Consider the following 26,244-nt stretch of genomic DNA (forward strand, 5'->3'; position numbering starts at 1 on the left):
CGGGGGAAACGGCCGAAGCTTCGCTGCAGTGCGAAAGGCGCCGGCTATCGCCGTGGCTGATCTCGAACCTAAGACCTTCAAACCTAGACATCGGGCATGACTTTCTCAACATCGAGGACAGGCGCAGCCGCAAGTCCCCCGGTGGGCCGCGAGCCTGCCGTCAAGCTCGGCAAGACGGCTGCAGGGCCGGAGTTCAGCGCGCTGGCGCAGGCCTCCATCCTGATCGTCGACGACGAGCCGGGCATGCGCAATTTCCTGGTGCGCACGCTTGCGCCGCGCTGCAAGCTGGTGGACGAGGCGGCCGATACCGACCAGGCCTCGCGCAAGCTCGATTCCAACCGCTACGACGTCGTCATTCTCGATAACATCATGCCGGGCAAGAATGGCGTCGATTGGCTCGCCGAGCAGCGCGCCGTCGGCTTTTTCGCCGACGCCATCCTGATCACCGCCTATGCCGACCTCGACACTGCGATCCAGGCCTTGCGCGCCGGTGCGGCCGATTTCGTGCTCAAGCCGTTCCGCTCCAACCAGATCCTCAACGCGGTGGCACGATGCCTCGACCGTGTCCGCCTCCAGCGCGAGAATTATGTCCTGCGCTATGCGTTGCGTGCCTCGTCCGACCGCACCTTCCTGCGCGACAATCTGATCGGACAATCGGCAGCAACGCTGCGCGTACGTGAGACCATTGCACGCGTCGCGCGCCTGCCGACCTCGGTTCTCCTCACCGGCGAATCCGGCACCGGCAAGGAAGTGGCCGCGCGCTCGATCCACTCGCTGTCCGATCGCGCCGACAAGCCCTTCGTTCCCGTGAACTGCGCGGCGATCCCGCCCGAGATGATCGAGGCCGAGCTGTTCGGACACATCAAGGGCGCCTTCACCGGCGCCGATTCCGGGCGCGAGGGCTTGTTCCTGTATGCGCATGGCGGCACGCTGTTCCTCGACGAGATCGGGGAGCTGCCGCTGCCGATGCAGAGCAAGCTGCTCCGCGTGCTCGAAGACCGCCGCGTCCGACCCGTAGGCTCCGAGCGTGAAGTTCCGGTCGACCTGCGCTTCATCTTCGCGACCAATGCCGAGCTTCAGAAGGAGGTCGAGAAGGGCCGTTTCCGAGCCGATCTGTTCTACCGGCTCAACGTCATGCAGATCCGCCTGCCGCTCCTGAAGGATCGCGGCGATGACGTGCAGGAGCTTGCCGCCATCTTCATGAGCAAGCTGTCGGTTCAGCTCGGCATGCCGCCGGTGCCGATCGACGCCTCGGTGCGGGCGGCGCTCGCAAGCTACGACTGGCCGGGCAATGTGCGCGAGCTGCGCAATTTGATCGAGCGCACGCTGATCCTCGGCGCCTTCCCCGACGATTTCGCCGGTCCCCGCACCAACGGTCAGTCGGCGCCCGCCGACAGTCTCGCTGAGCTCGAGCGCCGTCACATTCTCGGCGTGCTGAAGGAGGTCAATGGCAATCGCGAGGAGGCGGCGCGGCGCCTCGGTATCTCGCGCAAGACCATCGACCGCAAATGCGCGTTGTGGGATGTCTGATGCTGCCGGCCGTAGCGGCGAGCCCGTGCGGGGACGCTCCGTCCGCTTCCGGCTGCTCGCGATCGCGCTGCTGCCGATGCTGGTCATCCTGCCGCTCCTGCTCGGCGTTGCGATCTATCGCTGGAACGCGAAATTCGACGCGACCCTGATCTCCAAGGTGAACGGCGATCTCACCATCGCCCACCAATATCTCGCCCGTATCCTGGAGAAGACCGGCGTCCAGCTCCGGGCGCTCAGCCTGTCGGCCCGCTTCCACGAGGTGCTGGCGCCGGATGCCCGCGGCTCCCTGCAGGATCTGCTCGACGAGACCCGCAAGGAAATCGGTCTCGATTTCCTGTATCTGACCAACGGTCGCGGCGATGTCCTGGCCTCGTCGCCGCCGTTGCAGCGTCGACCGAGAAGTGACTGGCCGATCATCAAGTCGGCGCTGTCGGGCGAGGTCCCTGCGACCGGCGTCGACATTTTCGGCAATGACGAGCTCGCCGCGATCTCGCCGGCCCTGGCAGAGCGCGCGCGATTGGACCTCGTGCCGACCCCGAACGCGGTGCCGACCGACCGCAGCACGGAAACGCGCGGCATGGTCGTGCATGCGGCGAGCCGGGCGATGCTGCCTGACGGTGGCGCCGCGGCGCTGGTCGGCGGCACCCTGCTCAACCAGAATCTCGAATTCATCGACACGATCAACGATCTCGTTTATCGCGCGGCGAGCCTGCCGGAGGGCAGCCAGGGCACCGCGACGCTCTTCCTGGACGACGTACGGATATCCACCAACGTCCGTCTGTTCGAGGGGCGGCGCGCGCTCGGCACGCGGGTGTCGGCGGCGGTGCGCTCGGCCGTGCTGGGCGAGGGACGCACCTGGCTCGACAGCGCTTTCGTGGTCAACGACTGGTACATCTCCGCCTACGAGCCGCTGGTCGACAGCTATGGCAAGCGGGTCGGCATGCTCTATGTCGGCTTTCTGGAGAAGCCGTTCAGCGACGCCAAATACCAGACATTGGTGATCATCATCGCCGCGTTCATCGCCATCACCGCCGCGACCGTGCCGATCTTCCTGCGCTGGGCGAGCTCCATCTTCATGCCGCTGGAGCGCGTCACGGCGACGATCACCGAGGTGGAGCGCGGGAACCTCTCCGCCCGCACCAAGATGCCGGTGCTGGGCGACGAGATCGGCCGTGTCGCGGTTCATCTCGACAGCCTGCTCGACCAGATCCAGGAACGCGACCGGCAGCTCCGGGAATGGAATGAGGAACTGAACGTCCGCGTGCGCGAGCGCACCCGGGACCTCGAGCACGCCAATCTCAAGCTCGAGGCGACCACCAAGCAGCTCATCATGTCCGAGAAGCTGGCTGCGATCGGCGAGATCACCGCCGGCGTTGCCCACGAGATCAACAATCCGATCGCCGTGATGCAGGGCAATCTCGACGTCATCCGCAGCGTGTTCGGGGCCGATGCCGACAAGGTGAAGGTCGAGTTTCGCCTGCTCGACGAGCAGATTCACCGCATCAGCCAGATCGTGACCAAGCTGTTGCAGTTTGCAAGGCCGGAGGAATATGCCGGCTATGTCGAGCGCCATGCGCCGGCAATCGTCATCTCCGACTGTCTGCCGCTGGTGCAGCATCTTCTGAACAAGACCGAGATCGCCGTGGTCAGGGATGACCGCGCCAACCGGCTCGTGCTGATGAACCGCAACGAGCTGCAGCAGGTCCTGGTCAATCTCATCGTCAACGCGATCCACGCCATGCCGGAAGGTGGAACCCTGACGCTCCGCTCCTTCGATGCCGAGCGCGACGGGCATCAAGGCGTCGCCATCGAGGTCACTGATACCGGCATCGGCATGAGCACTGAGGTGATCGAAAAGATATTCGACCCCTTCTACACCACGAAGCGGCGGCAAGGCACGGGGCTAGGCCTCTCCATCAGCCAGACGCTGATCAAGCGCCAGGGCGGGCAGATCACGGCCGAAAGCCGCGTCGGTTCCGGGAGTACATTCACGGTGTGGCTGCCGGAAGCGACCTGATTGGACATTTTGTCCGAGGGATTCAGGACATTCTGTCCTCTGCAATATATTGCGTTGCGGGAAGTCGTTGAATCGTCACGATGCGGCTTCTGGCACGTGGGTTGCTCATCTCACGACAGGGTGTTGAGGGGGATGAGGGCGCGATAGCCGTCACGGCAACGCTGCTTGCGAGGCGAAGGAACGTCACTCGCGATCAGCTGCTTGCTCGGCGCACATGACGCGATGCGCACCAGACGATTCCGCTTCGGCATGAAGTCCGACCTGTCATGTGCGGCCGCCAGGCACGCACGACCGGTCTCAAACCGATGTGCCGGCAAGGCCGCGCTTGGGAGGGAATGCTTATGACGACTGCCGATACCGTTCTTGCACCGGTTGGTGCTTCCGGCTTCCTCGATCGTGAACGCACGGTCGCGACGGCCGGCTTCAATCGCTGGCTGGTGCCGCCGGCAGCGCTGTGCATCCATCTGTGCATCGGCATGGCCTACGGCTTCTCGGTGTTCTGGCTGCCGCTGTCGCGCGCGATCGGTCTGAGCGCGCCGAAGGCCTGCCCGGACATGTCGCTGTGGCAGGAACTGTTCACGACGAGCTGCGACTGGAAGGTCGCCAGCCTCGGGTGGATGTACACGCTGTTCTTTGTCCTGCTCGGTGTCTCCGCCGCGATCTGGGGCGGCTGGCTCGAGCGCGCCGGTCCGCGCAAGGCGGGCGTCGTCGCCGCCTGCTGCTGGGGCGGCGGGCTTCTGATCGGTGCCTTCGGCGTCTACGTCCACCAGCTCTGGATCATGTGGCTTGGTTGCGGCGTGATCGGCGGCGTCGGACTTGGGCTCGGCTACATTTCCCCGGTGTCGACCTTGATCAAATGGTTTCCGGACCGCCGCGGCATGGCGACCGGCATGGCCATCATGGGATTTGGCGGCGGCGCCATGATCGGAGCGCCCCTGGCCAATCTCCTGATCAACTACTTCAAGACGCCCACCTCCGTCGGTGTCTGGGAGACCTTCGTCACGATGGGGGTGGTCTATTTCGTCTTCATGATGATCGGCGCCTTCGCCTATCGCGTGACGCCGGCCGGCTGGCAGCCCGAGGGCTGGACGCCGCCGAGTGAGAAGAAGTCGATGATCACCGAGCAGCATGTGCACCTCAACAACGCACACAAGACACCGCAATTCTGGCTGATCTGGTGGGTGCTCTGCTTGAACGTGTCGGCGGGTATCGGCGTGATCGGCATGGCCTCGCCCATGCTGCAGGAGATCTTCGCAGGCAAGCTGATCGGGCATCCGGAGCTGACCTTCAGCCAGCTTTCGGTCGAACAGAAAGCTGCGATCGCGGCCATCGCTGCGGGCTTCGCCGGTCTCTTGTCATTGTTCAACATCGGCGGCCGCTTCTTCTGGGCCTCGATGTCGGACCTCATGGGCCGCAAGAACACCTACTACACGTTCTTCGTCCTCGGCATCGCGCTCTATGCGCTGGCGCCGACCTTCGCGGCGATGGGCTCGAAGCTGCTGTTCGTGGTCGGCTTCGGCATCATCCTCTCGATGTATGGCGGCGGCTTCGCGACCGTGCCGGCCTATCTCGCCGACATGTTCGGCACCCAGTTCGTCGGCGCCATCCACGGCCGGTTGCTGACGGCATGGTCGACGGCGGGCATCATCGGCCCCGTCGTGGTCAACTACATCCGCGAGTTCCAGCTTGCGGCCGGCGTGCCGCGCGACCAACTCTACAACACCACCATGTACATCCTGTGCGCCATGCTGATCGCGGGCCTGATCTGCAACTACCTGATCAAGCCGGTCGATTCGAAGTGGCACATGAAGGACGCCGATGTCGCCAAGCTGCAGGCGGCGAGCGCGAGCGCTGCAGCCGCGGGGCCGCACGGTTCCTACGGCATCGGCTTTGGCGGGCTCGACGCCAAGGCGGCGCTGTTCTGGGCCTTCGTCGGCGTTCCCTTGGCCTGGGGTGTGTGGAAGACGCTGGAGAGCGCGGTCAAGATCTTCTGATCGCACATTCATCGCGAGCGGGAGCGCACCTTGCGCGCTCCCGCCGTAGCCTCGGAGCCGGAGCGCGATACGATTTCGCTATCGCAGCATAAGAAGCCTTTATTGATCTCCAGACCAATTCAGGCTTCGTTCTATCAGTTGGCGCGTTGAACAAACGCAAGGCCGTGTCCGGGCAGCGATCCAGGGTTGCCCTTTAGGCCGCTCTTGGGCTGCACTTAACTGCTTCCGCGAGCACGATAATTTGCTTGGCATTTGGCATGCCAGAAGCTAGAACTGGAGCCGTTCTAGAAGACGAGATCGAGACGAATCGATGAGCCACGACGTGCACAAGGTCCGCCCGTTCGAGCATCCCGGTGAGGGACGCCGACGCGCCAAGGCGACCCCCAAGGGGCGGCAGGTCGATCCCACGGCCGCGCGTGAGATCGAGCTGTTGCTCGGCGATAGGCCGCGGCGGCGCGATCTGTTGATCGAATATTTGCACCTGATCCAGGACAAGTACCACCAGATCTCGGCTGCGCATCTGGCCGCGCTCGCCGACGAGATGAAGCTCGCCTTCGCCGAGGTGTTCGAGACCGCGACCTTCTACGCCCATTTCGACGTGGTGAAGGAAGGTGAGCCCGATATCGCGCCGCTGACGATCCGCGTCTGCGACTCGCTGACTTGCGCGATGCTTGGCGGCGAGAAGCTGCTCCAGGATCTGCAGAGCGCGTCAGGTCCCGGCATCCGCGTCGTGCGCGCGCCCTGCGTCGGGCGCTGCGATACCGCGCCTGCCGCCGAAGTCGGTCACAACTTCGTCGATCATGCGACTGTCGCGAATGTGATGGCAGCCGCGAAGGCCGGCGACACTCACGCGCATCTGCCGAAATATGTCGACTACGAGGCCTATGTTGCCGGCGGCGGCTACAAGCTGCTGGGCCGCGTCCGCTCGGGCGAGCTGTCGAAGGACGATCTCCTGAAGGCACTCGACGATGCCTCCCTGCGCGGCCTCGGCGGCGCCGGCTTCCCGACCGGACGCAAATGGCGCGCGGTGCTTGGCGAGCCCGGGCCGCGGCTGATGGCGATCAATGGCGATGAGGGCGAGCCAGGCACGTTCAAGGACCGCTATTACCTCGAAACCGATCCGCACCGCTTCATCGAGGGCATGCTGATCGGCGCCCATGTGGTGCAGGCCTCCGACGTCTACATCTATCTGCGCGACGAATATCCGGCCTCGCGTCAGATCCTGGAGCGCGAGATCGCAAAGCTCCCGCCGGGCGGCCCGACGCTGCACATGCGCCGCGGCGCCGGCGCTTACATCTGCGGCGAGGAATCCTCGCTGCTGGAAAGCATCGAGGGCAAGCGCGGCCTGCCCCGGCACAAGCCGCCGTATCCGTTCCAGGTCGGCCTGTTCGGCCTACCGACGCTGATCAACAACATTGAGACGCTGTGGTGGGTGCGCGACATCGTCGAGAAGGGCGCCGACTGGTGGAAGGGCCATGGCCGCCACGAGCGGCACGGCCTCCGCAGCTTCTCGGTCTCGGGCCGCGTGAAGAACCCCGGCATGAAGCTCGCGCCATCAGGCATCACCGTGCGCGAATTGATCGACGAATATTGCGGCGGCATGGCTGACGGTCATCAGTTCTACGCCTATCTGCCGGGCGGCGCCTCCGGCGGCATCCTGCCGGCGTCGATGGACGACATCCCGCTCGATTTCGGCACGCTGGAGAAATACGGCTGCTTCATCGGCTCGGCCGCGATCGTGATCCTGTCGCAGAAGGACAGCGTGCGCGCAGCTGCATTGAACCTGATGAAGTTCTTCGAGGACGAGAGCTGCGGCCAGTGCACGCCGTGCCGCGTCGGAACCCAGAAGGCGGCGCTGCTGATGCAGAGGCCGGTCTGGAACCGGGCCTTGCTGGAAGAATTGAGCCAGGCGATGCGCGATGCCTCGATCTGCGGGCTCGGACAGGCGGCATCGAATCCGCTGTCCTCCGTGATCAAATATTTCCCTGACGAGTTCAAGGAAGCGGCGGAATGACGAAGATTACGTTCGAGCTCGACGGCAAGCAGGTCGAAGCCAGGCCCGGCGAAACGATCTGGCAGGTCGCAAAACGCCAAGGCCGCGACATCCCGCACCTGTGCTATTCGCCGGCGCCGGACTATCGCCCCGACGGCAATTGCCGCGCCTGCATGGTCGAGATCGAGGGTGAGCGCGTGCTGGCGGCGTCCTGCAAGCGCACGCCCTCGGTCGGCATGAAGGTGAAGACGGAATCCGCGCGTGCGGTGTCGGCGCAAAAAATGGTGATGGAGCTGCTCGTCGCCGATCAGCCGGCGCGCGAGACCTCGCACGATCCGGATTCGAAGTTCTGGCACTGGGCCGAGGCGACAGGCGTGACCGAGAGCCGCTTCCCCGCCGCGGAGCGCTGGGCGACCGACGCCAGCCATCCGGCGATGCGCGTCAATCTCGATGCCTGCATCCAGTGCGGCCTCTGCGTGCGCGCCTGCCGCGAGGTTCAGGTCAACGACGTCATCGGCATGGCCTATCGCAATGCCGGCGCCAAGATCGTGTTCGACTTCGACGATCCCATGGGCGAGTCCACCTGCGTTGCCTGCGGCGAATGCGTGCAGGCCTGCCCGACCGGCGCCTTGATGCCGGCCGTGATGCTCGACGACAAGCAGACCCGCGTCACCTATGCCGACAAGAAGGTCGACTCGCTCTGCCCGTTCTGCGGCGTCGGCTGCCAGGTGACCTACGAGGTCAAGGACGAGAAGGTGATCTATGCGGAGGGCCGTGACGGCCCCGCCAATCATAATCGTCTTTGTGTGAAGGGCCGCTTCGGCTTCGACTACATCCACCATCCGCATCGCCTCACAAAGCCGCTGGTGCGGCTGCCGAACGCGAAGAAGGATGCCAACGATCAGGTCGATCCCGCCAATCCGTTCACACATTTCCGCGAGGCGAGCTGGGAAGAGGCGCTCGATATCGCCGCCAAGGGCCTCGTCAAGATCCGCGACGAGAAGGGCGTGAAGGCATTGGCCGGCTTCGGCTCGGCCAAGGGCTCGAACGAAGAGGCCTATCTGTTCCAGAAGCTGGTGCGCACCGGTTTCGGCTCGAACAATGTCGACCATTGCACCCGCCTGTGCCACGCGTCTTCAGTCGCGGCGCTGTTCGAAGGTCTCAGCTCGGGTGCAGTGTCGGCGCCATTCGCGGCTGCCATGGATGCCGAGGTCATCTGGGTCATTGGCGCCAACCCGACCGTGAACCACCCGGTGGCGGCAACCTATATCAAGAACGCGGCGAAGAATGGCGCAAAACTGTTCGTGATGGACCCGCGCCGGCAGTCGCTGTCGCGTCATGCGACCAAGCATCTGCAGTTCAAACCCGGCTCCGACGTCGCCATGCTGAACGCGATGATCAACACGATCATCACCGAGGGCCTGACCGACGACCAGTACATCGCCGGCTACACCGAGGGGTTCGAGGACCTCAAGGAGAAGATCAAGGACTTCACGCCGGAGAAGATGGAGCCGATCTGCGGCATCCCGGCGCAGACGCTGCGCGAGGTGGCGCGCACCTATGCGCGGGCAAAATCCTCGATCATCTTCTGGGGCATGGGCATCAGCCAGCACGTCCACGGAACCGACAATGCGCGCTGCCTGATCGCGCTCGCGCTGATCACCGGCCAGGTCGGCCGCCCCGGCACCGGCCTGCATCCGCTGCGCGGCCAGAACAACGTGCAGGGCGCCTCCGATGCCGGCCTGATCCCGATGTTCCTGCCGGACTACCAGCCGGTCGGCCGCGACGACCTGCGCGGCGCTTTCGAGAAGCTCTGGGGCCAGGATCTCGATCCCGTCCGCGGCCTGACCGTGGTCGAGATCATGAATGCGATCCATGCCGGCGAGATCAAGGGCATGTATATCGAGGGCGAGAATCCCGCGATGTCCGATCCCGATCTCCAGCATGCGCGCCACGCGCTCGCCATGCTCGATCATCTGGTGGTGCAGGATCTCTTCGTCACCGAGACCGCCTTCCACGCCGACGTTATCCTGCCGGCCTCGGCCTTCGCGGAGAAGGAAGGCTCCTTCACCAACACCGATCGCCGCGTGCAGCTCGCGCGCCAGGTGATCAAGCCGCCAGGGGACGCGCGGCAGGATCTCTGGATCATCCAGGAGATCGGCAAGCGCATGGGCCTGCCCTGGAATTACTCCGGCCCCGGCGACGTCTTCACCGAGATGGCAGAGCTGATGCCGTCGCTGAAGAACATCACCTGGGAGCGGCTGCTGCGCGAAGGCGCGGTGACCTATCCCGTCGACGCTCCGGACAAGCCCGGCAACGAGATCATCTTCACGACCGGCTTCCCGACCGCGAGCGGTCGCGGCAAGATCGTGCCGGCAAAGGTCATCCCGCCGGACGAGATTCCCGACGACGAATATCCGATGGTGCTCTCCACCGGCCGTGTGCTGGAGCACTGGCACACCGGCTCGATGACGCGCCGCGCCCAGGTGCTCGACCAGATCGAGCCGGAGGCGGTCGCGTTCATGTCGCCGAAGGACATGCGCAGGAAGAACCTCGCGCCGGGCGATTTCATCCGCCTGGAGACCCGCCGCGGCGCCGTCGAGGTCAAGGTCCGCTCCGACCGCGACGTGCCGGAGAACATGGTGTTCATGCCGTTCTGCTACGCGGAAGCGGCGGCGAACCTGCTCACCAACCCGGCGCTCGACCCATTCGGCAAGATTCCGGAATTCAAGTTCTGCGCGGCAAGGGCCGAACGCGCCGAGATGCGGGACGCGGCGGAGTAGGGGCCACCTCGTCGTCATCGCGCACGAGGCTTGCCGCGAAATTCGCTGTCATGCCCCGGCTTGACCGGGGCATCCAGTACCCCGCGGCGAATGCGATGAGAGCGAACTCTTCAACGCCGGCCTCTGGAATACTGGATCGCCCGGTCAAGCCGGGCGATGACAGCGAATGTGTGGTGACGGCTTCCCCACACCGCTTCGCTCCTCGCAATGACGGTGCTAGACATTACCCATGTCCAAAGCCACCCCAGCCACGCGCGCGCTTGAAGCCGCCGGTGTTGCCTTCACCGTCCACACCTACGACTACGATCCTGACGCCGCCAGCATCGGCCTCCAGGCCGCCGCCGCGCTCGGTGAGGATCCGGCGCGGGTCTTGAAGACGCTGATGGCGCTGGTGGACGGCAAGTCGGTCTGCGTGATCGTGCCATCCGACCAGGAAGTCTCGATGAAGAAGCTCGCCGCTGCTGCCGGCGGCAAGTCGGCGCAGATGATGAAGCCGCCCGAGGCCGAGCGCGTCACCGGCTACAAGGTCGGCGGCATCAGCCCGTTCGGGCAGCGCAAGCAGGTAGGCACCGTGATCGAGCAGAGCGCGCTCGCGCATGAGCTGGTCTATCTCAATGGCGGCCAGCGCGGCTTGCAGGTGCGGCTCAAGCCAGGCGATGTGCGGGATGTGCTGAAGGCGCTCGTCGCCGACGTGCTGGCGTGAGCGTCTCGCCTATTGCTTCTGCAACAGCTTGAGCCGGCAGCGCAGCGCTTCGCGGATATGCGCGCGCGCGAGCTGCTCGGCCTTGTCGCCGTCGTGCGCGGCGATGGCGTCGATGATGGCCTGATGCTCGCCATGGCTGGTCGAAGGGCGGCCTGTCACCGTGAAGGTGGTCGGACCGAGCAGGGCGATCCAGTCCTGCAATTCCCGCGACGCGTTGTCGAGATAGCGGTTGCGCGCGGCGCGGCAGATCGCGCCGTGGAAGGCGCGATTGAGCCGCGCCATCTCGGCTGCATCGGTCGCGGATGCCTCGGCAAAAGCCTGCTCGATATCCCTGAGCGCGTCGATCTCCGTCATTGAAGCGTGCGCGGCGGCGAGGCGCGCGGCGGCGCCTTCCATGATCTCGCGCATGGCGTAGAGCTCGAGCACCTCTGAGATGTCGAGATTGCGGACGATCAGCCCGCGGCCGCCGGCGGGCTCGACGAAGCCGCGCGCGGCGAGCCGGCCCAGCGCTTCGCGTACCGGCGTGCGGCTCACCTTCAGCCGCTGCGCAACCTCCTCCTCGCGCAGCCGGTCGCCGGCGCGGTAGCTGCCGGCCTGGAGCGCCTCGCAGAGCGAACGGAACACCGCTTCGCCGAGCGCAATGCCGCCGCCGCGCGCGATCGTTCCACCTGCCTTTGCCGGGCGCCTGGCCATTATCCCTCGATGCGCATCCTGCCCATGCAGAGACGCCGCTTGCATCACATATGTATATCTTTGTATACAAAAGTGCGCAACGGCAGACATGGTCGGACATGGCCGCCGAGGCAGAATGTCTCCAACCTCGTGCGCCATCGGACGGACGGCATGAGCAGCAAATACGACGTCCTGGTGATCGGCGGCGGCACCGCGGCGCTGTGCGCGGCGATCGCGGCGCGCCGCGGCGGCGCCTCCGTGCTCGTGCTCGAAGGCGCGCCAAAATTCTACCGCGGCGGGAACACCCGCCACACCCGCAACATGCGCTGTGCCCATGACGCCGCGACCGAAATCCTCACCGGCCCCTACACCGAGGACGAGTTCTGGGAAGACTTGCTGCGCGTTACCGGCGGGCAGACCGACGAGGTGCTTGCGCGCCACATGATCCGGGAGTCTAAGGACATCCTCAACTGGATCGTGGAGCAGGGCGTGCGCTGGCAGCCCTCCCTCGGTGGCACGCTGAGCCTCGGCCGGACCAATTCCTTCTTCCTCGGCGGCGGCCGCGCGATGTTGAACGCGCTGTATCTGACCGCCGAACGTCTCGGCGTCGACATCAAATACGACGCCGAGGTCACCGACCTCGTAATCGAGGAGGGCATGTTCCTCGCCGCGCGCCTCAAGCGGCCGATCAGGGGCGAGACCGAGATCCGCGCGACCTCGCTGGTCGCTGCGGCCGGCGGGTTCGAGGCCAACATCGAATGGCTCAAGCAATATTGGGGCGAAGCCGCCGACAATTTCCTGATCCGCGGCACGCCCTATAACCGCGGCTCGATCCTGAAGATGCTGCTCGACAAGGGCGTGCAGGAGGTCGGCGATCCCACCCAGTGCCACGCGGTTGCGATCGACGCCCGCGCGCCGAAATTCGACGGCGGCATCATCACGCGCCATGACTCGGTCGTGTTCGGTATCGTCGTCAACAAGCACGCGCAGCGCTTCTACGATGAAGGCGAGGACATCTGGCCGAAGCGCTACGCGATCTGGGGCCGCCTGGTCGCAGCGCAGCCCAACCAGATCGCCTACATCATCTTCGACTCGACCGTGGTCACGAGCTTCATGCCGACGCTGTTCCCGCCGATCGCCGGGCGAACGATCGCAGAGCTTGCTGGAAAGCTCGAGCTCGATCCGGTCGCATTGGAAAAGACCATCGCTGAGTTCAACGCAGCGGTGCAGCCCGGCACCTTTGACCACACCGTCCTCGACGACTGCCGCACCGACGGTATCACCCCGCCGAAGACACACTGGGCGCGCAGGATCGAGACGCCGCCTTATCTCGCCTATCCGGTGCGGCCCGGCATCACCTTCACCTATCTCGGCACGCGCGTGAACAAGGAGGCGCGGATGCTGATGAAGGGCGGCAAGCCGTCTGCCAACATGTTCGCGGCCGGCGAGATCATGGCCGGCAACGTGCTCGGCAAGGGTTATGCCGCCGGCATGGGTATGACCATCGGCAGCGTGTTCGGGCGGATCGCGGGACGGGAAGCGGCGAAACATGCACGGAACTAGAATTCTCGACGAAGCCGACCGTCTGATGACGGTCTGCAATTCCTGCCGCTACTGCGAGGGTCTGTGCGCGGTCTTTCCCGCCATGGAGATGCGGCGCGCCTTCTCCGACGGCGACCTCAACTATCTCGCCAATCTCTGCCATGGCTGCGGGGCCTGCTACGTCGACTGCCAGTTCTCGCCGCCGCACGAGTTCGACGTCAACGTCCCCAAGACGCTGGCGGTCGCGCGCGCGGAATCCTATGCGGCCTATGCCTGGCCGCAGGCGCTATCCGGCGCCTTCGCGCGCAATGGCCTCGTCATCAGCATCATCGCCGCGCTCAGCATGGCCGCCTTCATCCTCGGCTTCGCCGCCTTGAACGACCGCGGCGTGCTGTTCGGTGTCCATACAGGACCGGGCGCCTTCTACAGGCTGATGCCGCACAATGCGATGGCCGCGCTGTTCAGCGCCGCATTCCTCTACGCGATCCTCGCCCTCGTCATGAGCGTGCGCGCCTTCTGGCGCGACATCGGCGCGCCCATCGGCAATCGTGCCGATGGCGGCTCGATCTTTCAGGCGATCCGCGATGCCGGCGAGCTGCGCTATCTCCATGGCGGCGGCGTTGGCTGCTACAACGAGGACGACAAGCCGACCGACCGGCGCAAATTGTATCACCACCTGACCTTCTCCGGCTTCCTGCTCTGCTTCGCCGCGACGTCGGTCGCGACGCTCTATCACTATCTGCTCGGGCGCGAGGCGCCGTATCCGTGGTGGGACTTGCCCGTGCTGCTCGGCACGCTCGGCGGCATCGGCCTGATCGTCGGACCGGTCGGCCTGTTCACGGCCAGGATGCGACGCGATCCGGCGCTGCTCGACGAGAACCGCTACGGCATGGACGTCGGCTTCATCGCCATGCTGTTCTTGACCGGCGTCACGGGCATGGCTCTTTTGCTCCTACGTGAGACTGGCGCGATGGGGCCGCTGCTGGCGCTGCATCTCGGCGCGGTGTTCGCGCTGTTCATCACCATGCCCTACGGCAAGTTCGTGCACGGCATCTACCGCTTTGCCGCGCTGGTGCGTTACGCGCAGGAGCGGCGGACGGCGGCGTGACCGGGAACTCCGCCTGATTGAGGCGCCTCGGACATCTCGTCTACGCCACCTCGCGCTCCGGCGCGGATGCCTGTTCGCGGGCCATCGCCGTCGCGGTGACATAGTCGGTCTTGCCGGTGCCGAGCAGCGGCACCTTGTCGACCACCATGATCGTCGCGGGCACCGTCAGCTCGGAGGCGCCGATGGTCTTGGCCTGGGCCTGCATCGCACTGCGCTCGGCGCTCCTCTCCGTCGTCAGCAGCACGATGCGTTCACCCTTGCGCTGGTCGGGGATCGATACCGCGACCGAAGCGGCCTGCGGCCACAGCGCCGTCGCGATGGCTTCGACCGCCGACAGAGAGACCATTTCGCCCGCGATCTTGGCAAAGCGCTTGGCGCGGCCCTTGATGGTGATGAAGCCGGCCGAGTCGATCGCCACGATATCGCCGGTGTCGTGCCAACCCTCGGGAAGCTTTTCGAGCACGCCGGGATTTTCGGCCCTGAGGTAGCCGAGCATCACGTTCGGTCCGCGCACCGAGAGGCGGCCGCCTTCCTCGATGCCGGGGACCGGATCGAGCCGGCTTTCCATCAGCGGCGACAGGCGGCCGACAGTGCCGGGGCGATTGGCCATCGGCGTGTTCATCGCCAGCACCGGCGCCGTCTCGGTGACGCCGTAGCCTTCGAGGATGCGGATGCCGTAGCGCTCCATGAACACCTGCCGGGTGCGGTCCTTGACCGCCTCGGCGCCGGCGATCACGAGGCGCAGGGTGCGGAAGTCGTAAGGGTGCGCCGAGCGCGCATAGCCGGTGAGGAACGTGTCAGTGCCGAACAGGATGGTGGCGCCGGTCTGGTAGATCAGCTCGGGCACGATCCGGTAGTGCAGCGGCGAGGGGTACATGTAGATCGGAATACCCGCGAGCATCGGCATCATCATCCCGCCGGTCAGCCCGAACGAGTGGAACACCGGCAGCACGTTGAACACCTTGTCGTTGGCGTTGGCGTCGACCCGCGCCAGCGCCTGCGCCGCGTTGGCGAGGATATTGCGGTGGGACAGCACCACGCCCTTGGGCGTGCCTTCAGAACCCGAGGTGAACAGCACGACGGCGGGATCGCTGGCCTGGCGGGCGACGCGCGGCGCCGTGCCGGCGAGCAGGCCCTTGATCTTGTCGGCGAGGCCGATCGAGGCGCGGACGTCCTCGAGATAGACGACGCGGGCTTCAGCGGAGATCGCCGCCATCAGCTTGTCGAGCTTGCCCTTCTCGATGAAGGCCTTCGACGTCAGCACGGTCTTGACCTGCGCGGCCTTCATGGCGGCGAGGACGTTGACCGGGCCGGCCGAGAAGTTGAGCATCGCCGGCACGCGGCCGATGTTCTGCAGCGCCATGAAGACGACGGCGACGCCTGCGGAGTTCGGCAGCAGCACGCCGACATTCTCGCCGGTGGCGGTGCCGCTCTCCAGCTTGCGGCTCAGGACCTGCGCGCCGAGGATGAGCTTGCGATAGGTCAGCTTGGTGCCGAGCGCATCCTCGATGATGACCTTGCCGGTGTCGCGGTCGCGATAGGCGTGGCCGAGCGCCTCGAACAGCGAGTGATCGAGCATGGCGTTCTTTACCAAGGCATCGATCATCACGTCCTGGAGCGCAGCGCCGGCGGCATTGCGGCGCGCCTTGCCCTTGAGCTGCTCATCGACCGGAAGCTTGACGGGCGGCAGGATGGTAACCGTCACGCGCGGAAACCACGAGCGCTTGATCTGGCTCGAGTTGAGGTAGCTGAGATGCGAGCGCTGCGCGCCTTCGATGCGAACGGGCACGACCACGGCGTCGGCCTTGTCCGCGATCATCGCGGTGCCGTCATAGACCTTCATCAGCGAGCCGGAGACGGTGATGCGTCCTTCCGGGAAGATCACGACCGGTTCGCCCGTGGCGACGAGCTTGATCAGGTCGCGCGCAGCCAGTGGCTTGGACGGGTCCATGGTGTAGTGTTTGACGACGCGCAGGAACGGCTTGGCCCACCAGGCCTTGGCGATGCCGGTATCGACCGCGAAGCTGGCGTCGATCGGCAGCACGGCGTGCAGCAGCGGGCCGTCGATCAGGCTGACATGGTTGGGCGCGATCAGCATGCGCGTGCCCGGAGGCGGAAGATTCTCCAGCCCGCGGATTTCGGTGCGAAACAGCGCGCGGAACAGTAGTCCGCCGAAATCGCGCACGCCTTCCTTGCCCCACTTCGTCAGCACGAACCAGACCGCGCCGAAGCTGGCGACGCCGAGGCCGAAGAAGATCCAGCCGACATGAAGGCCGGCCGCCTGCAGCAGCGCGACGAACAGCGAGCCGATCACCATGAAGGCAGCCTGCAGCACGTTGCCGGCGGCGATGATGCGCGCGCGCTCGGAAGGCACCGACCAGGCCTGGACTGCGGCAAAGGACGGCACGACGAACAGGCCGCCGCCGAATGCGAAGGCGACGAAGTCGATCAGCATGCGCAGGCCGGCGAACGAGGTCGCGAAACCGGCCGCGGTGATGTCCTGCCCCTTGGTGGTCACGGCGATGGCCCAGGCGAGATCGAGGCCGGCAAACCCCATGATGATGGCGCCGATCGGCACCAGCGCGAGGTTCGGGCGGACATGGCTCAGGCTGGCGGCAAACAGCGAGCCGATGGCGATGCCGATCGCGAAGATCGCAAGGCACAGCGTCACCACGCCTTCGGTGCCGCCGACGACGTCCTTGATCAGCGCCGGCAGCAGCGATAGCACGATGGCGCCGACCAGCCAGAACCAGGAGACGATCACGGTGCCGTCCCACAGCCGGTGGTCGGCATAGAGCGTCTTGAGCAGGCTGAGCGTCGAGGTCCAGGGATTGGCATCGACGGGCAGATCGGGCGCGGAGGGCGTTGTCTGCGGAATGCGGGACGCGAACGCCCAGGACAACAGGGCCAGCACGACGACGGCCGAGGCGACCCAACCCATATGCGCAGATCCCGCCACGAATTGGCCGCCGGCGACGGTGCCGAGCAGGATCGCCATGAAGGTCGCGCCTTCGACCAGCGCGTTGCCGGTCGCGAGCTCGCCGAGCTCGAGCTGGTCCGGCAGCATGGCGTATTTCACGGGGCCGAACAGGGCGGCGATGGTGCCGAACAGCGCGAGCGCTGCGAACAGCAGCGGCACCGAGTGCAGGAAGAAGCCGGCGGCGGCAAAGCCAGCAGCGAAGATCTCGGCGAATTTGAGCCGCCTTGCGACGACGGATTTGACGTATTTGTCGGCGAGTTGGCCGCCGAGCCCGGACAGGATGAAATAGGGGAAGATGAAGACGGCGCCTGCCACCGTCACCAGCGCATCGCCGTGGCCGGTCGCCGCGCTGTAAAGCAGGATGATGACGAGTGCGTTCTTGAGCACGTTGTCATTGAGCGCCGAGAAGAATTGCGCCCAGAACAGCGGCGCGAAGCGGCGTGACGACATCAAATCCCTGATCATGACTAATCCTGTTTGGAAAGGCAGCCTGAGGTTCGTTACGTTGTCTGTGAAGCGTCACGACCGGAAGGGTATGGGACGAACGATTGCAGGTGGCGACGGGCGCCGGTCTGCTTTGTCCCCTCGATCCCTCTGATCCTGTTGGTCTCCAAGTGGTCTCGTTAGGTTCGCAAATATCTGGTCGCGGCCGCGGTCCAAGCGGAAGGGCCGCGGTTAGCGGGATATCGCGTGGGGCGGTGAGGAAAAGCTGAACCGCATCGCCAAGGCCTGCGAGATCGGGTGCGAAAGTCGGGAGATGGTAATTCCTTCCTTGCAACCGCTTCTTGCATTCGAGCCGATCGGAACGTGCCGGCTGTGCGTCAGGTGAGATGGGCGAGGTGGCGAAAGGGCGAGAGGCGGCCGAGCAGGCTGAACCGCCGGCCTTCGTGACGTGCACGGGCGCGATTGGCCCGCCACATCCGGAAGGTCGCCCGGCGTTCCGCGAGCACGCCCGCAACGTCGCAGGCATTGGCGATGCGATTGACCGGCGCCATGGCGAACCGCAGCAGGGGCCGGCCGAGGCCGGTCACGAGGGCGGCCGCGTCATCGACGAAGGTGGCGGCGATATCAACAGCGAGGGTTTGCATTTTGCAGGTCTCCGGGTTAAATTGAACAATGTTCACATGAGTAGCTCTAAAATGAACAATGTTCAAGAAGAATCACTGCGCGACCAAAAAAAATATCGGCGCCGGCTCCAAATCCTGGAGATCGCCCGCGGTATCATCTCAGCTAAAGGGTTGAGATCATTGAAGGTTAGGGACGTTGCCGAGGCCGCCGGCTGCTCGGTCGGCAGCGTCTATAACGAGTTCGGCGACTTTGACGGGGTCATCCTGACCGTCAATCGGGAGACGGTTCAGGCACTCACGGCGCGGCTGCGCGGGGTTCCGGCCGAAGATCCGGTTCGCCAGCTCTATGGGCTTGCCGAGACCTATCTCGACTTCTTTGCGGGACACGCCAATCTGCTGCGCTCCTTGTTCGAGCATCGGATGGAGGACGATCGACCTTATCCGGACGACATCCTTCAAATGGTGATGGACGCTTTCGCGCTGATGCATCCACCCCTGGTGCGGCTCTTGCCGGATGCGGATGACGTGAAGATCGCGCTGCTGTCGCGCACGCTGTTTTCCGCCATGCACGGCATCATCTCGCTCGGGCTCGAGGAGCGCATGGTGGCCGTGCCGCCGCAGATGCTGCGCCAGCAGATCGAACAGTTCGTCGATACCCAACTCAGAGGGCTCGGGATTCTGCCGGTCGGCGCACGGCTATCCTGATGAGGCGGCGCCGCTACCAGGCGTAGCGCAGGCTCGCGGTACCGGAATAAGTGGTGCTGTGGGCCGAAAACTCGCCGTCGAACTTGGCCGACAGGGCAACACCGTTCGAAAACTTCAGCTCGGCGCCGGCGGATGCGAGCGCGGCGTTTTTCGCCGGCGTCGCGCCGTTGACGATGAAGTTCGCGCCGGGCAGCGCCTGGAAGGCGGCGACGAGCGTCGGATCGCTCACCCAATCATGGGCCCAGGCCGCGCGACCGCGCAACGTCAGGACCGCATTCGGCGAGACCAGGGTCGTCCGATCGAAGCGCGCACCGAGCTCGCTTCGTGTATCGGAGGCCGTGCGTCCCTGATAGGTCAGGCCGAAACCACTGCTCGCCAGATCAGTCTCGATATAAGTCGGCGTGCGAAATGCCTGCGCCTGCGACGCGGCGTAGGGCGTGAAGCCGCCGAGCGGCGTGGCGAAGCGATAGCCACCCTCGATGCGGCCGCCGACGGTTTGAGCGTTGAATTTCGCGGTGAGCTGGTTGTTGAACGGCGCGAGGCGGTCTGTCGACATCCAGTGGTTGGCCACAGCGAGCGAGGCGGCGACATAGGCCGGGCCCGTACGCACCGCGGCGTAGACACCAACCTGCATTGCATCGCTCTTGCCGCCGCCGATCGCCTGCGCGAGGTCCCATCTGGTGCCGCCGCCGGAGAGCGCAAAGCCAACGATCGCGTCGCGGCTGAAATGATAGTCGGCGCCGGCCGCGACGCCGCCGGCGCGCGCGCTGAGGTCGTGGCTGCCGATCACGACGGGGTCGCCGCTGGTGCGGTTGGTGCCGCCGAACGCCGCGCCCCAGGCCGTCCAGCGCTCCGCAAAGGCTGGCGCTTTCGCAGCCGGTGCGCCCAGGACCTTGTTGTAGGCGAGCGCAATATCATCCGGTAACGCGGCGCGCGCGGGGCCGAAGCCGAGCACGGTATCGCCTGTGGCGTTGCCCGCGCCTGCGCGTCCGCTGACGAATGGATCGAGCATAAGGCCAAGGAACTGGCCCGTGAACTGGAAAGCGCCCTGCTGGGCTCCTGTTGCGGCTTCCCCGGAAAGCTGGTCCAGACTGTAACGGAGCTGGGCGTCGCTCTGGCCTGCAAACGAGGCGAGGAAGGGCAGGTTGGGGCCGAATGCACTCAATGCGCCGGCCACGGCCTTCTGGTTCTGCGTCTGGGCGACGACGGGGAAGGCGCTGTTGTTGTAGTTGAGTGTCAGGAAGACCGAGAAGCCGTCATAGCTGAGGGCGGAGGTGAAGAACTGCGGATAGTATCCGCCCAGGGTGACGCTTGCGAAGGAGCCGGTGACGCCGGTCGTCGTGCTGAGGATCGTATATTGCGTCGATGCGCCGTAGGCGCCGGCAAGCGTGGTAACGGCGACGGTGCCGCCGTTCAACGTCGCGGTCACGGCAAGAATCTTGTCGGATTGCCCGGCCGCGTTGACGGAGATCGCGTAGGTCGAACCGGTGTTGAATGCGGCGTTGCCGTAGGCCGTGAACGAACTGAAGCTGCCGGGTGCGACCCTGCCTCCCGACAGCACCGTGAGATCGCCGATGGCGCCGTTGCCGCCGAGGGTGCCGCCGCTGACCGTCGTCGCAATGTTGGGCATCGCGCCGTTGACGACGAGGCTGCCGCCCTGGACATTCATGGTCGCTATGTCCGTCGTCGAGCCCGTCAGCGTCCAGGTCGAGCTGCCGGTCTTTTGCAGTGCCTCGAATTCCCGGAACTGATTGGCTGCGCCGAAGGTGCTGAGGTCGAACGCACTGTTGGCTGTTCCGCCGAAGCGAAGCGTATCCGTTCCGTTGCCGCCCAGGACCCACCCCATGATGCTCGAGCCGGCGCGCAACTCGAAGACATCGCTGCCGTCCTTGAGATCGACGGCTCTGTTGGCGAAATTGCCGCTGATCGTTCCGGAGTTGATGATCGTGTCCTGGCTGACCGAGCCGAAAATCGCGTAATTCGAAGCACTCGAAATCGTACCAGCGTTGCTGATGACGTTCCCGTCGCCCGCTCCGTTGAGGTTGACGGCGTTGTTATTGCTCGCCTGGACAACGCCGCCCGACAGAATGTTCACCTGATTGTTGGCCGACGCGTTGACGATACCGAGTCCTATCGTGCCGGAAGAGAGATTCCCGACAGTACCTTGGATGACGATGATGTTGTTGCTCGAAACGTCCAAATCGACCGCGACCGAACCCTGGCTCGTCGTGCCAATGGTCGCCCCGGCCTCTACCGTCAACGTGTTGCTGCTGCCTCCGGAGAGGAGGATGCCCGCATTGGCGGAGGTGATAGCTGCGTTGTTGCGGACATTGATCGCGCCATTTGATGCGGTGTCGAAGATGACGCCAGGGAAGGCAGCGCCGTCCAGCGATGTCGAGATGCCATCGCCGATATTGACCGTAACGCCGCTGACTGCCGAGCTCGTCTGAACGGTGGTGTTCCCTGCACCGGTACAGGTGATGGAATCGCCCGACTGGAGTCCGAGCTGCGTACCGCTTCCGGTGATCACGCACGCCGCCTCTGCCGGCGCGGCGAACCACGGCAGCGCGCCGCCTATGGCGAGCGCGCCGATGGCGGTGCTCAGGAGAAATGCGTGCCGCCGATGCGCCTTCGCGCGACGGATCTCCGGCCGGGCAAGCAAACCATTCCAAAGCACCTGCAAACTCCTCTGATGGCACGGTCCGAGCGGATTCGGGCCGCAACGCTAGCCGGGTGCTACGCTTAGCGGGGGAGGTCCCGGCCATCGTGGACCGGCGCGCAAGGTGGTGTGGCGAAATGCGAAAGGCGCAGCTTTTTTGGGAGCAATGTGGCTGCGGCGTCACAGAATTGCGCCGTTTCGCTCCCCCGGGGCCGATGTCCGCAATGGGCTGGCGCGGGTCGAGATGACGCGGACCGCTGTCAGCCTCGCGCCGCGACGGCCTCGCGCGGCCGTGCCGCAACGACGACGACGTCCGATCGTCCGCCGTCGACCTGAACCCGGTTGCGTCCCTTTTCCTTGGCGCGGTAGCAGGCCGCATCCGCGCGCCGCATCGCATCCTCGAGCGTGGTGGTGCGGTCGGCGATGCAGGCGACGCCGATGCTGGCGGTCACCGCGAAGCAGCGATCGTCCCAGGCGAAGCTGAACAGTTCGAGCGATCGTCGCAGTCGTTCGGCGATGTCGACGGCGTTTGACGGCGAGCACTGCGGCAGGATCAGGCCGAACTCGTCGCCGCCGAGCCGGGCCACCAGATCATATGACTGCCTGTGGTGCTGCAACAGGCGCGCGACCTGGCAGAGCAAGCGGTCGCCCGCGAGATGGCCGCAGCTGTCGTTGACGTTCTTGAACTGGTCGAGGTCGAGCAGGATCAGGGTGAGCGGACCTGCCGCGGCATTGTCCAGCTCACCTTGCAGGCGCGCCTCGAAGGCGCGGCGATTGGCAAGGCCGGTCAGCCAATCGTGCGATGCCTGCCAGGCGAGGCGCTCCTTCTCGGCATGCAAGGCGTCTTCGAACGCCTGCCGCTGCAGCACCAATCGGCGCGTGTGCCAGATCAGGAGCAGGATCAGCGTTGCGGCCGTGACGATGTTGATGAACGTCAGCGTCAGCTTGATGGCACGGGAGCCTTCACCAAGGACGGTGGAGAACCGGTTGGCATGAACAGTGAACTGCGTGTTGAGCTCCGAGAGCCGCGACGACAGGAATTGCAGGCGGTCATCGTCCTGAATGGGGCCGTTCTCCAACTCGGACCGGATGACCTCGCCGAAGATGCTCAGCTCAAGCAGCATGGGATCGGTGGCGGCCCACTCGCGGATCGCGTCCTGAAGGAAGCTGACGCGGTTGAAGTAGCGAAACAGCCAGATCAGTCCCGGTACGTCATCGGGATGGTTGCCGCCTTGCAGGAAGCCGATGCGGGCAGCCTCGACGTCGACCGGATCGCGTTCGAGCGCCCAGCGCGCGAACTCGTCGCCGATGGGAACGGCGAGCGCAGCTCGATATTGCGCGAACTGGCTCGGCTCGCCCGAATGCAGATAGCGATTGAGGGAATAGACGGCGTTCTTCTGCGAGCGTGACCACAATGCTTCGCCGGCGACATAGGCGCGGACCGAGGACATCACCTCGAGGCTGAATCCCGCGACCGCGGCCTGGAGCACAACGACCATCACGAAAGGCGAGACGAGCTTGATGACGTGAAGGAAACCATGCCCCTTCGTCGACGTCGCTGTTCTGCGAGACACCCTGCGTTCCCCAAATCGATCAACGATCCCAGCGGAGCGTTGCGCCTGCAACGCAAAGTAGAGGACAACGTTGCTTAACTCGACCTGAAAAACGCGGGCGACTGCGCCGCAGGGTGAAGGCGTCGTGAAGTGGATTTGCGCAGATCGCCTCAAATGCCGGTCGATCGGAACCGGCGCGGCATCGGCAGGGCGATCGCATATGGTCTGCACGATGCTGCTGCATCGGCACTGGGCTCCCTCCCCCGCTTGCGGGGGAGGGTTGGGGAGAGGGTGTCTCCGCGTTGGGGTTGTTGAGAATTTGCCGAGGATGTCCCTGCGTGGCGAGAGCCCTCACCCGCCGCGCTCTGCGAGCGCGTCGGCCTCTCCCGCAAGCGGGAGAGGCGGAGCAAGCCCGCGGACAGTCCCCGTGAAAGCATATGCGATAGCCTGCGGGTATCGGCCAACCAATGCCTCGCCTTCATCGTGCGCAGTTTACTCGATCGAGAGAAATCTGGTCAGCTGCTACACCAGCACCGGCTTGCGCACGCGACCGGCGTCGCCGAACACGCGCAGGTAACGCTCGATTTCCGAGGGCAAGCCGGTCGCCTTCTCCGGATTGTCGGAGAGCTTGACGGCAGGTTGGCCGTCGACCGACGAGACCTTGCAGACCAGCGAGATCGGATCGAGCTCGAACGAGCCGTCCGGCGTGCAGCCGACGAAGTCGTTGGTGAGGTTGGTGCCCCAGCCGAAGGAGAGCCGCACGCGCCCGGCGAAGTGATGATAGGTCTCCTCGATCGAGCCGACGTCCATCGCGTCGGAAAAGACGAGCAGCTTGTCCTTGGGGTTGCGGCCCTTCTTCTGCCACCACGCGACGATCTCCTCGCCGGCCTGGATCGGCGGCGCGCTGTCGGGGCGGAAGCCGGTCCAGTCGGCGACCCATTCCGGCGCATCGCGCAGGAAGGCCTTGGTGCCGAAGGCGTCGGGCAGCGCGATCAGCAGGTTGCCGCCATAGGTCTGGCGCCACTGATCCAGAATGCGGTAAGGCGCCCAGCGCAATTCCTCGTCGTCCCTGGCGAGCGCGGCCGCGACCATCGGCAGCTCATGCGCATTGGTGCCGATGGCTTCGAGATCGTTGTCCATCGCGAGCAGCACGTTGGAGGTGCCGATGAAGGACGAGCCGAGGCCTTCCTTCACCGCCTCCACACACCAGCGCTGCCACAGGAAGCCGTGGCGGCGGCGGGTGCCGAAGTCGGACAGCCGCAAATTCTCCAGCTTGCGCAGCCGTTCCACCTTGGTCCACAGCTTGGCCTTGGCGCGGGCGTAGAGCACGTCGAGCTCGAAGCGGCCGCGGCCCTTCGTCGCCGCGCGCGAGCGCAGCTCGTTGAGGATCGCAAGCGCCGGGATCTCCCACATCGTGGTGTGGGTCCAGGGACCGTGAAAATGCAGCTCGTATTGGCCTTCGACCTTGCGGAGCTCGTATTCGGGCAGGCGGAATTCGGGCAGCCAGCGGATGAAGTCCGCCGAGAACATGTGGGTCTTGCCGTAGAACGTATTACCGGCCAGCCAGATCAGCTCTTTCTTGCTGAAGCGGATGGTGCGGGCGTGGTCGAGCTGGGCGCGCAGCTCGCCCTCGTCGATGATCTCGGCGAGCCGCACATGGCGCGAGCGGTTGATGACCGAGAAGGTCACCCGCTGACTCGGGTAATCCTCCCGAATCATCTGCAACATCAATAGCTTGTAGAAGTCGGTATCAAGCAGGCTGCGGATGATGGGATCCAGCCGCCAGCTGTGATTGTAGGTCCGGCTCGCAATGTCGGTCACTGTCATGAAGGGATTTTAGCGCGGCTCCCCCTACGCAACCAGTGGGTTTGGGAAGGGCAGTCTTGCGGAGCGCGGCATCGAATATCAGGACTTGATATCAGGACCTGATATCAGGACTTGGCGGCCGTCGCCGCAACGGCCTCGAGCTGGCTCCTGACCCAGCGATGGGCCGGGTCTTTCTGGTAGCGCTGGTGCCAGACCATGAACATCGGCAGCTCGGCCAGGGTCCGCGCGCGGGACGCGAGCGGTATCGGCGTTTGCGCAAAACCGCGCATCACGCCGGATGCGAGCAGGCTCGGCATGCTCGCAAGCATCTGCGAGCCGCGCAGGAACGCCGGCACGCCGGAGAAGCTCGGCACGGAGATCGCGATGTCGCGGTGGAGCCCGTTCGCTGCCAGCCGGCGGTCGAAGTCGAGCCGTTCATTGTCGGTATAGACCACGGTGATGTGGCGCGCCGCGAGATAAGCGTTGCGGCTGGCCGGCGCGGCACGTGCCTTTGCATCGTAGTAGCAGACGTAGTGATCCCTCAGCAGCCGCTTCTGCACGATGTCGACGCCGGATGGTGGCAGCGGCGTGATCAGAAGATCGCAGCGGTTCTCGCGCAGCATCGCCGGCGACGGCGATTGCGAGGGGATCACGCGCAGGTTCAAGCTCTTCACCTGCGCGGCGAGATGGTTGAAGAAGCGTGGCAGCAGCAGGTCGCGCTGGAAGTCGTTGGCCGCAATCGTCAGCGACAGCTGGGCCTGCGCCGGCGTGAAGCTGACGCCGCCGGCAAAGCTGCGCATCTCGTCGATCAGCGCGCGGGCCTTGCCGGCCAGCGCCTGGGCATGGGCGGTCGCAACGATGCCACGGCCGGACTTGGCGAACAGCGGATCGCCCGCGATCCGCCGCAGCTTGTTCAAGGCGTGGCTGACCGCAGACTGCGTCAGGCCGAGCCGCGTGGCTGCCGCCGTCACTGAACCTTCCTCCAGCACGGCGAGGAATAGTTCGAGGGCGTGGCCGTCGAGAGCCAAATGATCGATTTCCTTCATGAAATATATTATAATCGATCTATTTATCTGTGGAATAGCCCGGCCCATGATCTCCCGATAAGCCGCGCCCCCGCCCTCGGGCGCCT

15 protein-coding genes are annotated in these 26,244 nt (G+C 65.1%); 9 read left to right on the plus strand and 6 right to left on the minus strand.

Translation table 11 applies throughout. The features are described 5' to 3' along the window. Positions 1 to 96 precede the first annotated feature (96 nt). The 6 genes from CVM73_RS08395 (at position 97) to ybaK (ending at position 11,020) form a co-directional block, all read left to right on the plus strand. On the plus strand, positions 97 to 1,530 hold the full coding sequence (locus CVM73_RS08395) for a sigma-54-dependent transcriptional regulator (RefSeq protein ID WP_100231532.1): 1,434 nt from the start codon (positions 97 to 99) through the stop codon (positions 1,528 to 1,530). Further along, positions 1,523 to 3,547 (plus strand): sensor histidine kinase, encoded by a 2,025-nt coding sequence (locus tag CVM73_RS08400; protein ID WP_100231533.1) that lies wholly within the window; start codon positions 1,523 to 1,525, stop codon positions 3,545 to 3,547. Before CVM73_RS08395 ends, CVM73_RS08400 begins: the two co-directional genes overlap by 8 nt. Before the next feature lie 341 nt (positions 3,548 to 3,888). Next, positions 3,889 to 5,541, plus strand: a complete 1,653-nt coding sequence (locus tag CVM73_RS08405) for an OFA family MFS transporter (RefSeq protein ID WP_100231534.1) — start codon at positions 3,889 to 3,891, stop codon at positions 5,539 to 5,541. 310 nt (positions 5,542 to 5,851) lie between these two features. Further along, positions 5,852 to 7,555, plus strand: a complete 1,704-nt coding sequence (locus CVM73_RS08410; RefSeq protein WP_100231535.1) for an NADH-ubiquinone oxidoreductase-F iron-sulfur binding region domain-containing protein — start codon at positions 5,852 to 5,854, stop codon at positions 7,553 to 7,555. Further along, complete coding sequence (fdhF, locus tag CVM73_RS08415; RefSeq protein ID WP_100231536.1) at positions 7,552 to 10,317, plus strand: formate dehydrogenase subunit alpha; 2,766 nt, start codon at positions 7,552 to 7,554, stop codon at positions 10,315 to 10,317. Before CVM73_RS08410 ends, fdhF begins: the two co-directional genes overlap by 4 nt. 229 nt (positions 10,318 to 10,546) lie before the next feature. After that, positions 10,547 to 11,020, plus strand: coding sequence for a Cys-tRNA(Pro) deacylase (gene ybaK / locus CVM73_RS08420; protein WP_100231537.1), 474 nt, complete (start codon positions 10,547 to 10,549; stop codon positions 11,018 to 11,020). 9 nt (positions 11,021 to 11,029) lie between these two features. Here the strand turns inward: ybaK and CVM73_RS08425 are convergent, their stop codons facing one another. Beyond that, the gene (locus CVM73_RS08425) at positions 11,030 to 11,713 is read right to left on the minus strand and encodes a GntR family transcriptional regulator (protein ID WP_100231538.1); all 684 of its coding nucleotides are present in this window, start codon (positions 11,711 to 11,713) and stop codon (positions 11,030 to 11,032) included. Positions 11,714 to 11,863: 150 nt separating this feature from the next. On the opposite strand from CVM73_RS08425, the gene tcuA reads away from it, so the two are divergent. Beyond that, a complete protein-coding gene (gene tcuA / locus CVM73_RS08430) occupies positions 11,864 to 13,255 on the plus strand; it encodes an FAD-dependent tricarballylate dehydrogenase TcuA (RefSeq protein ID WP_100231539.1) in 1,392 nt (463 codons plus the stop codon). Continuing rightward, positions 13,242 to 14,342, plus strand: a complete 1,101-nt coding sequence (tcuB, locus tag CVM73_RS08435; protein WP_100231540.1) for a tricarballylate utilization 4Fe-4S protein TcuB — start codon at positions 13,242 to 13,244, stop codon at positions 14,340 to 14,342. Before tcuA ends, tcuB begins: the two co-directional genes overlap by 14 nt. 40 nt (positions 14,343 to 14,382) lie before the next feature. On the opposite strand, the gene CVM73_RS08440 is transcribed toward tcuB, so the two are convergent. Next, positions 14,383 to 17,787, minus strand: coding sequence for an acyl-[ACP]--phospholipid O-acyltransferase (locus CVM73_RS08440; RefSeq protein WP_100231541.1), 3,405 nt, complete (start codon positions 17,785 to 17,787; stop codon positions 14,383 to 14,385). Between the two features lie 674 nt (positions 17,788 to 18,461). Here CVM73_RS08440 and CVM73_RS40075 point away from each other — a divergent pair. Further along, on the plus strand, positions 18,462 to 19,094 hold the full coding sequence (locus tag CVM73_RS40075; RefSeq protein WP_208639186.1) for a TetR/AcrR family transcriptional regulator: 633 nt from the start codon (positions 18,462 to 18,464) through the stop codon (positions 19,092 to 19,094). Positions 19,095 to 19,107: 13 nt separating this feature from the next. On the opposite strand, the gene CVM73_RS08450 is transcribed toward CVM73_RS40075, so the two are convergent. From CVM73_RS08450 to CVM73_RS08465, 4 genes are all read right to left on the minus strand, one after another. Beyond that, positions 19,108 to 21,771 carry an autotransporter outer membrane beta-barrel domain-containing protein gene (locus CVM73_RS08450; protein WP_245452247.1) on the minus strand — a complete coding sequence of 888 codons (2,664 nt, stop codon included), beginning with the start codon at positions 21,769 to 21,771 and terminating at the stop codon, positions 19,108 to 19,110. 242 nt (positions 21,772 to 22,013) lie between these two features. After that, positions 22,014 to 23,327 (minus strand): GGDEF domain-containing protein, encoded by a 1,314-nt coding sequence (locus tag CVM73_RS08455; protein WP_100231543.1) that lies wholly within the window; start codon positions 23,325 to 23,327, stop codon positions 22,014 to 22,016. 501 nt (positions 23,328 to 23,828) lie between these two features. Further along, positions 23,829 to 25,133: a nicotinate phosphoribosyltransferase gene (gene pncB, locus CVM73_RS08460; protein ID WP_100231544.1), complete on the minus strand. Its 1,305-nt coding sequence runs from the start codon at positions 25,131 to 25,133 to the stop codon at positions 23,829 to 23,831. A gap of 104 nt (positions 25,134 to 25,237) precedes the next feature. Then, complete coding sequence (locus tag CVM73_RS08465) at positions 25,238 to 26,158, minus strand: LysR family transcriptional regulator (protein ID WP_167406718.1); 921 nt, start codon at positions 26,156 to 26,158, stop codon at positions 25,238 to 25,240. Between the last annotated feature and the right edge of the window lie 86 nt (positions 26,159 to 26,244).

Origin of the sequence: Bradyrhizobium forestalis, from assembly GCF_002795245.1 — a bacterium.
Classification (GTDB): domain Bacteria; phylum Pseudomonadota; class Alphaproteobacteria; order Rhizobiales; family Xanthobacteraceae; genus Bradyrhizobium; species Bradyrhizobium forestalis.

Excerpts from the sequence above, each read along its gene's own strand:
- CVM73_RS08395 (WP_100231532.1), top strand. The coding sequence starts at position 97 with ATGACTTTCTCAACATCGAGGACAGGCGCAGCCGCAAGTCCCCCGGTG.
- CVM73_RS08400 (WP_100231533.1), top strand. The coding sequence starts at position 1,523 with ATGTCTGATGCTGCCGGCCGTAGCGGCGAGCCCGTGCGGGGACGCTCC.
- CVM73_RS08405 (WP_100231534.1), top strand. The coding sequence starts at position 3,889 with ATGACGACTGCCGATACCGTTCTTGCACCGGTTGGTGCTTCCGGCTTC.
- CVM73_RS08410 (WP_100231535.1), top strand. The coding sequence starts at position 5,852 with ATGAGCCACGACGTGCACAAGGTCCGCCCGTTCGAGCATCCCGGTGAG.
- fdhF (WP_100231536.1), top strand. The coding sequence starts at position 7,552 with ATGACGAAGATTACGTTCGAGCTCGACGGCAAGCAGGTCGAAGCCAGG.
- ybaK (WP_100231537.1), top strand. The coding sequence starts at position 10,547 with ATGTCCAAAGCCACCCCAGCCACGCGCGCGCTTGAAGCCGCCGGTGTT.
- CVM73_RS08425 (WP_100231538.1), bottom strand. The coding sequence starts at position 11,713 with ATGGCCAGGCGCCCGGCAAAGGCAGGTGGAACGATCGCGCGCGGCGGC.
- tcuA (WP_100231539.1), top strand. The coding sequence starts at position 11,864 with ATGAGCAGCAAATACGACGTCCTGGTGATCGGCGGCGGCACCGCGGCG.
- tcuB (WP_100231540.1), top strand. The coding sequence starts at position 13,242 with ATGCACGGAACTAGAATTCTCGACGAAGCCGACCGTCTGATGACGGTC.
- CVM73_RS08440 (WP_100231541.1), bottom strand. The coding sequence starts at position 17,787 with ATGATCAGGGATTTGATGTCGTCACGCCGCTTCGCGCCGCTGTTCTGG.
- CVM73_RS40075 (WP_208639186.1), top strand. The coding sequence starts at position 18,462 with ATGAACAATGTTCAAGAAGAATCACTGCGCGACCAAAAAAAATATCGG.
- pncB (WP_100231544.1), bottom strand. The coding sequence starts at position 25,133 with ATGACAGTGACCGACATTGCGAGCCGGACCTACAATCACAGCTGGCGG.
- CVM73_RS08465 (WP_167406718.1), bottom strand. The coding sequence starts at position 26,158 with ATGAAGGAAATCGATCATTTGGCTCTCGACGGCCACGCCCTCGAACTA.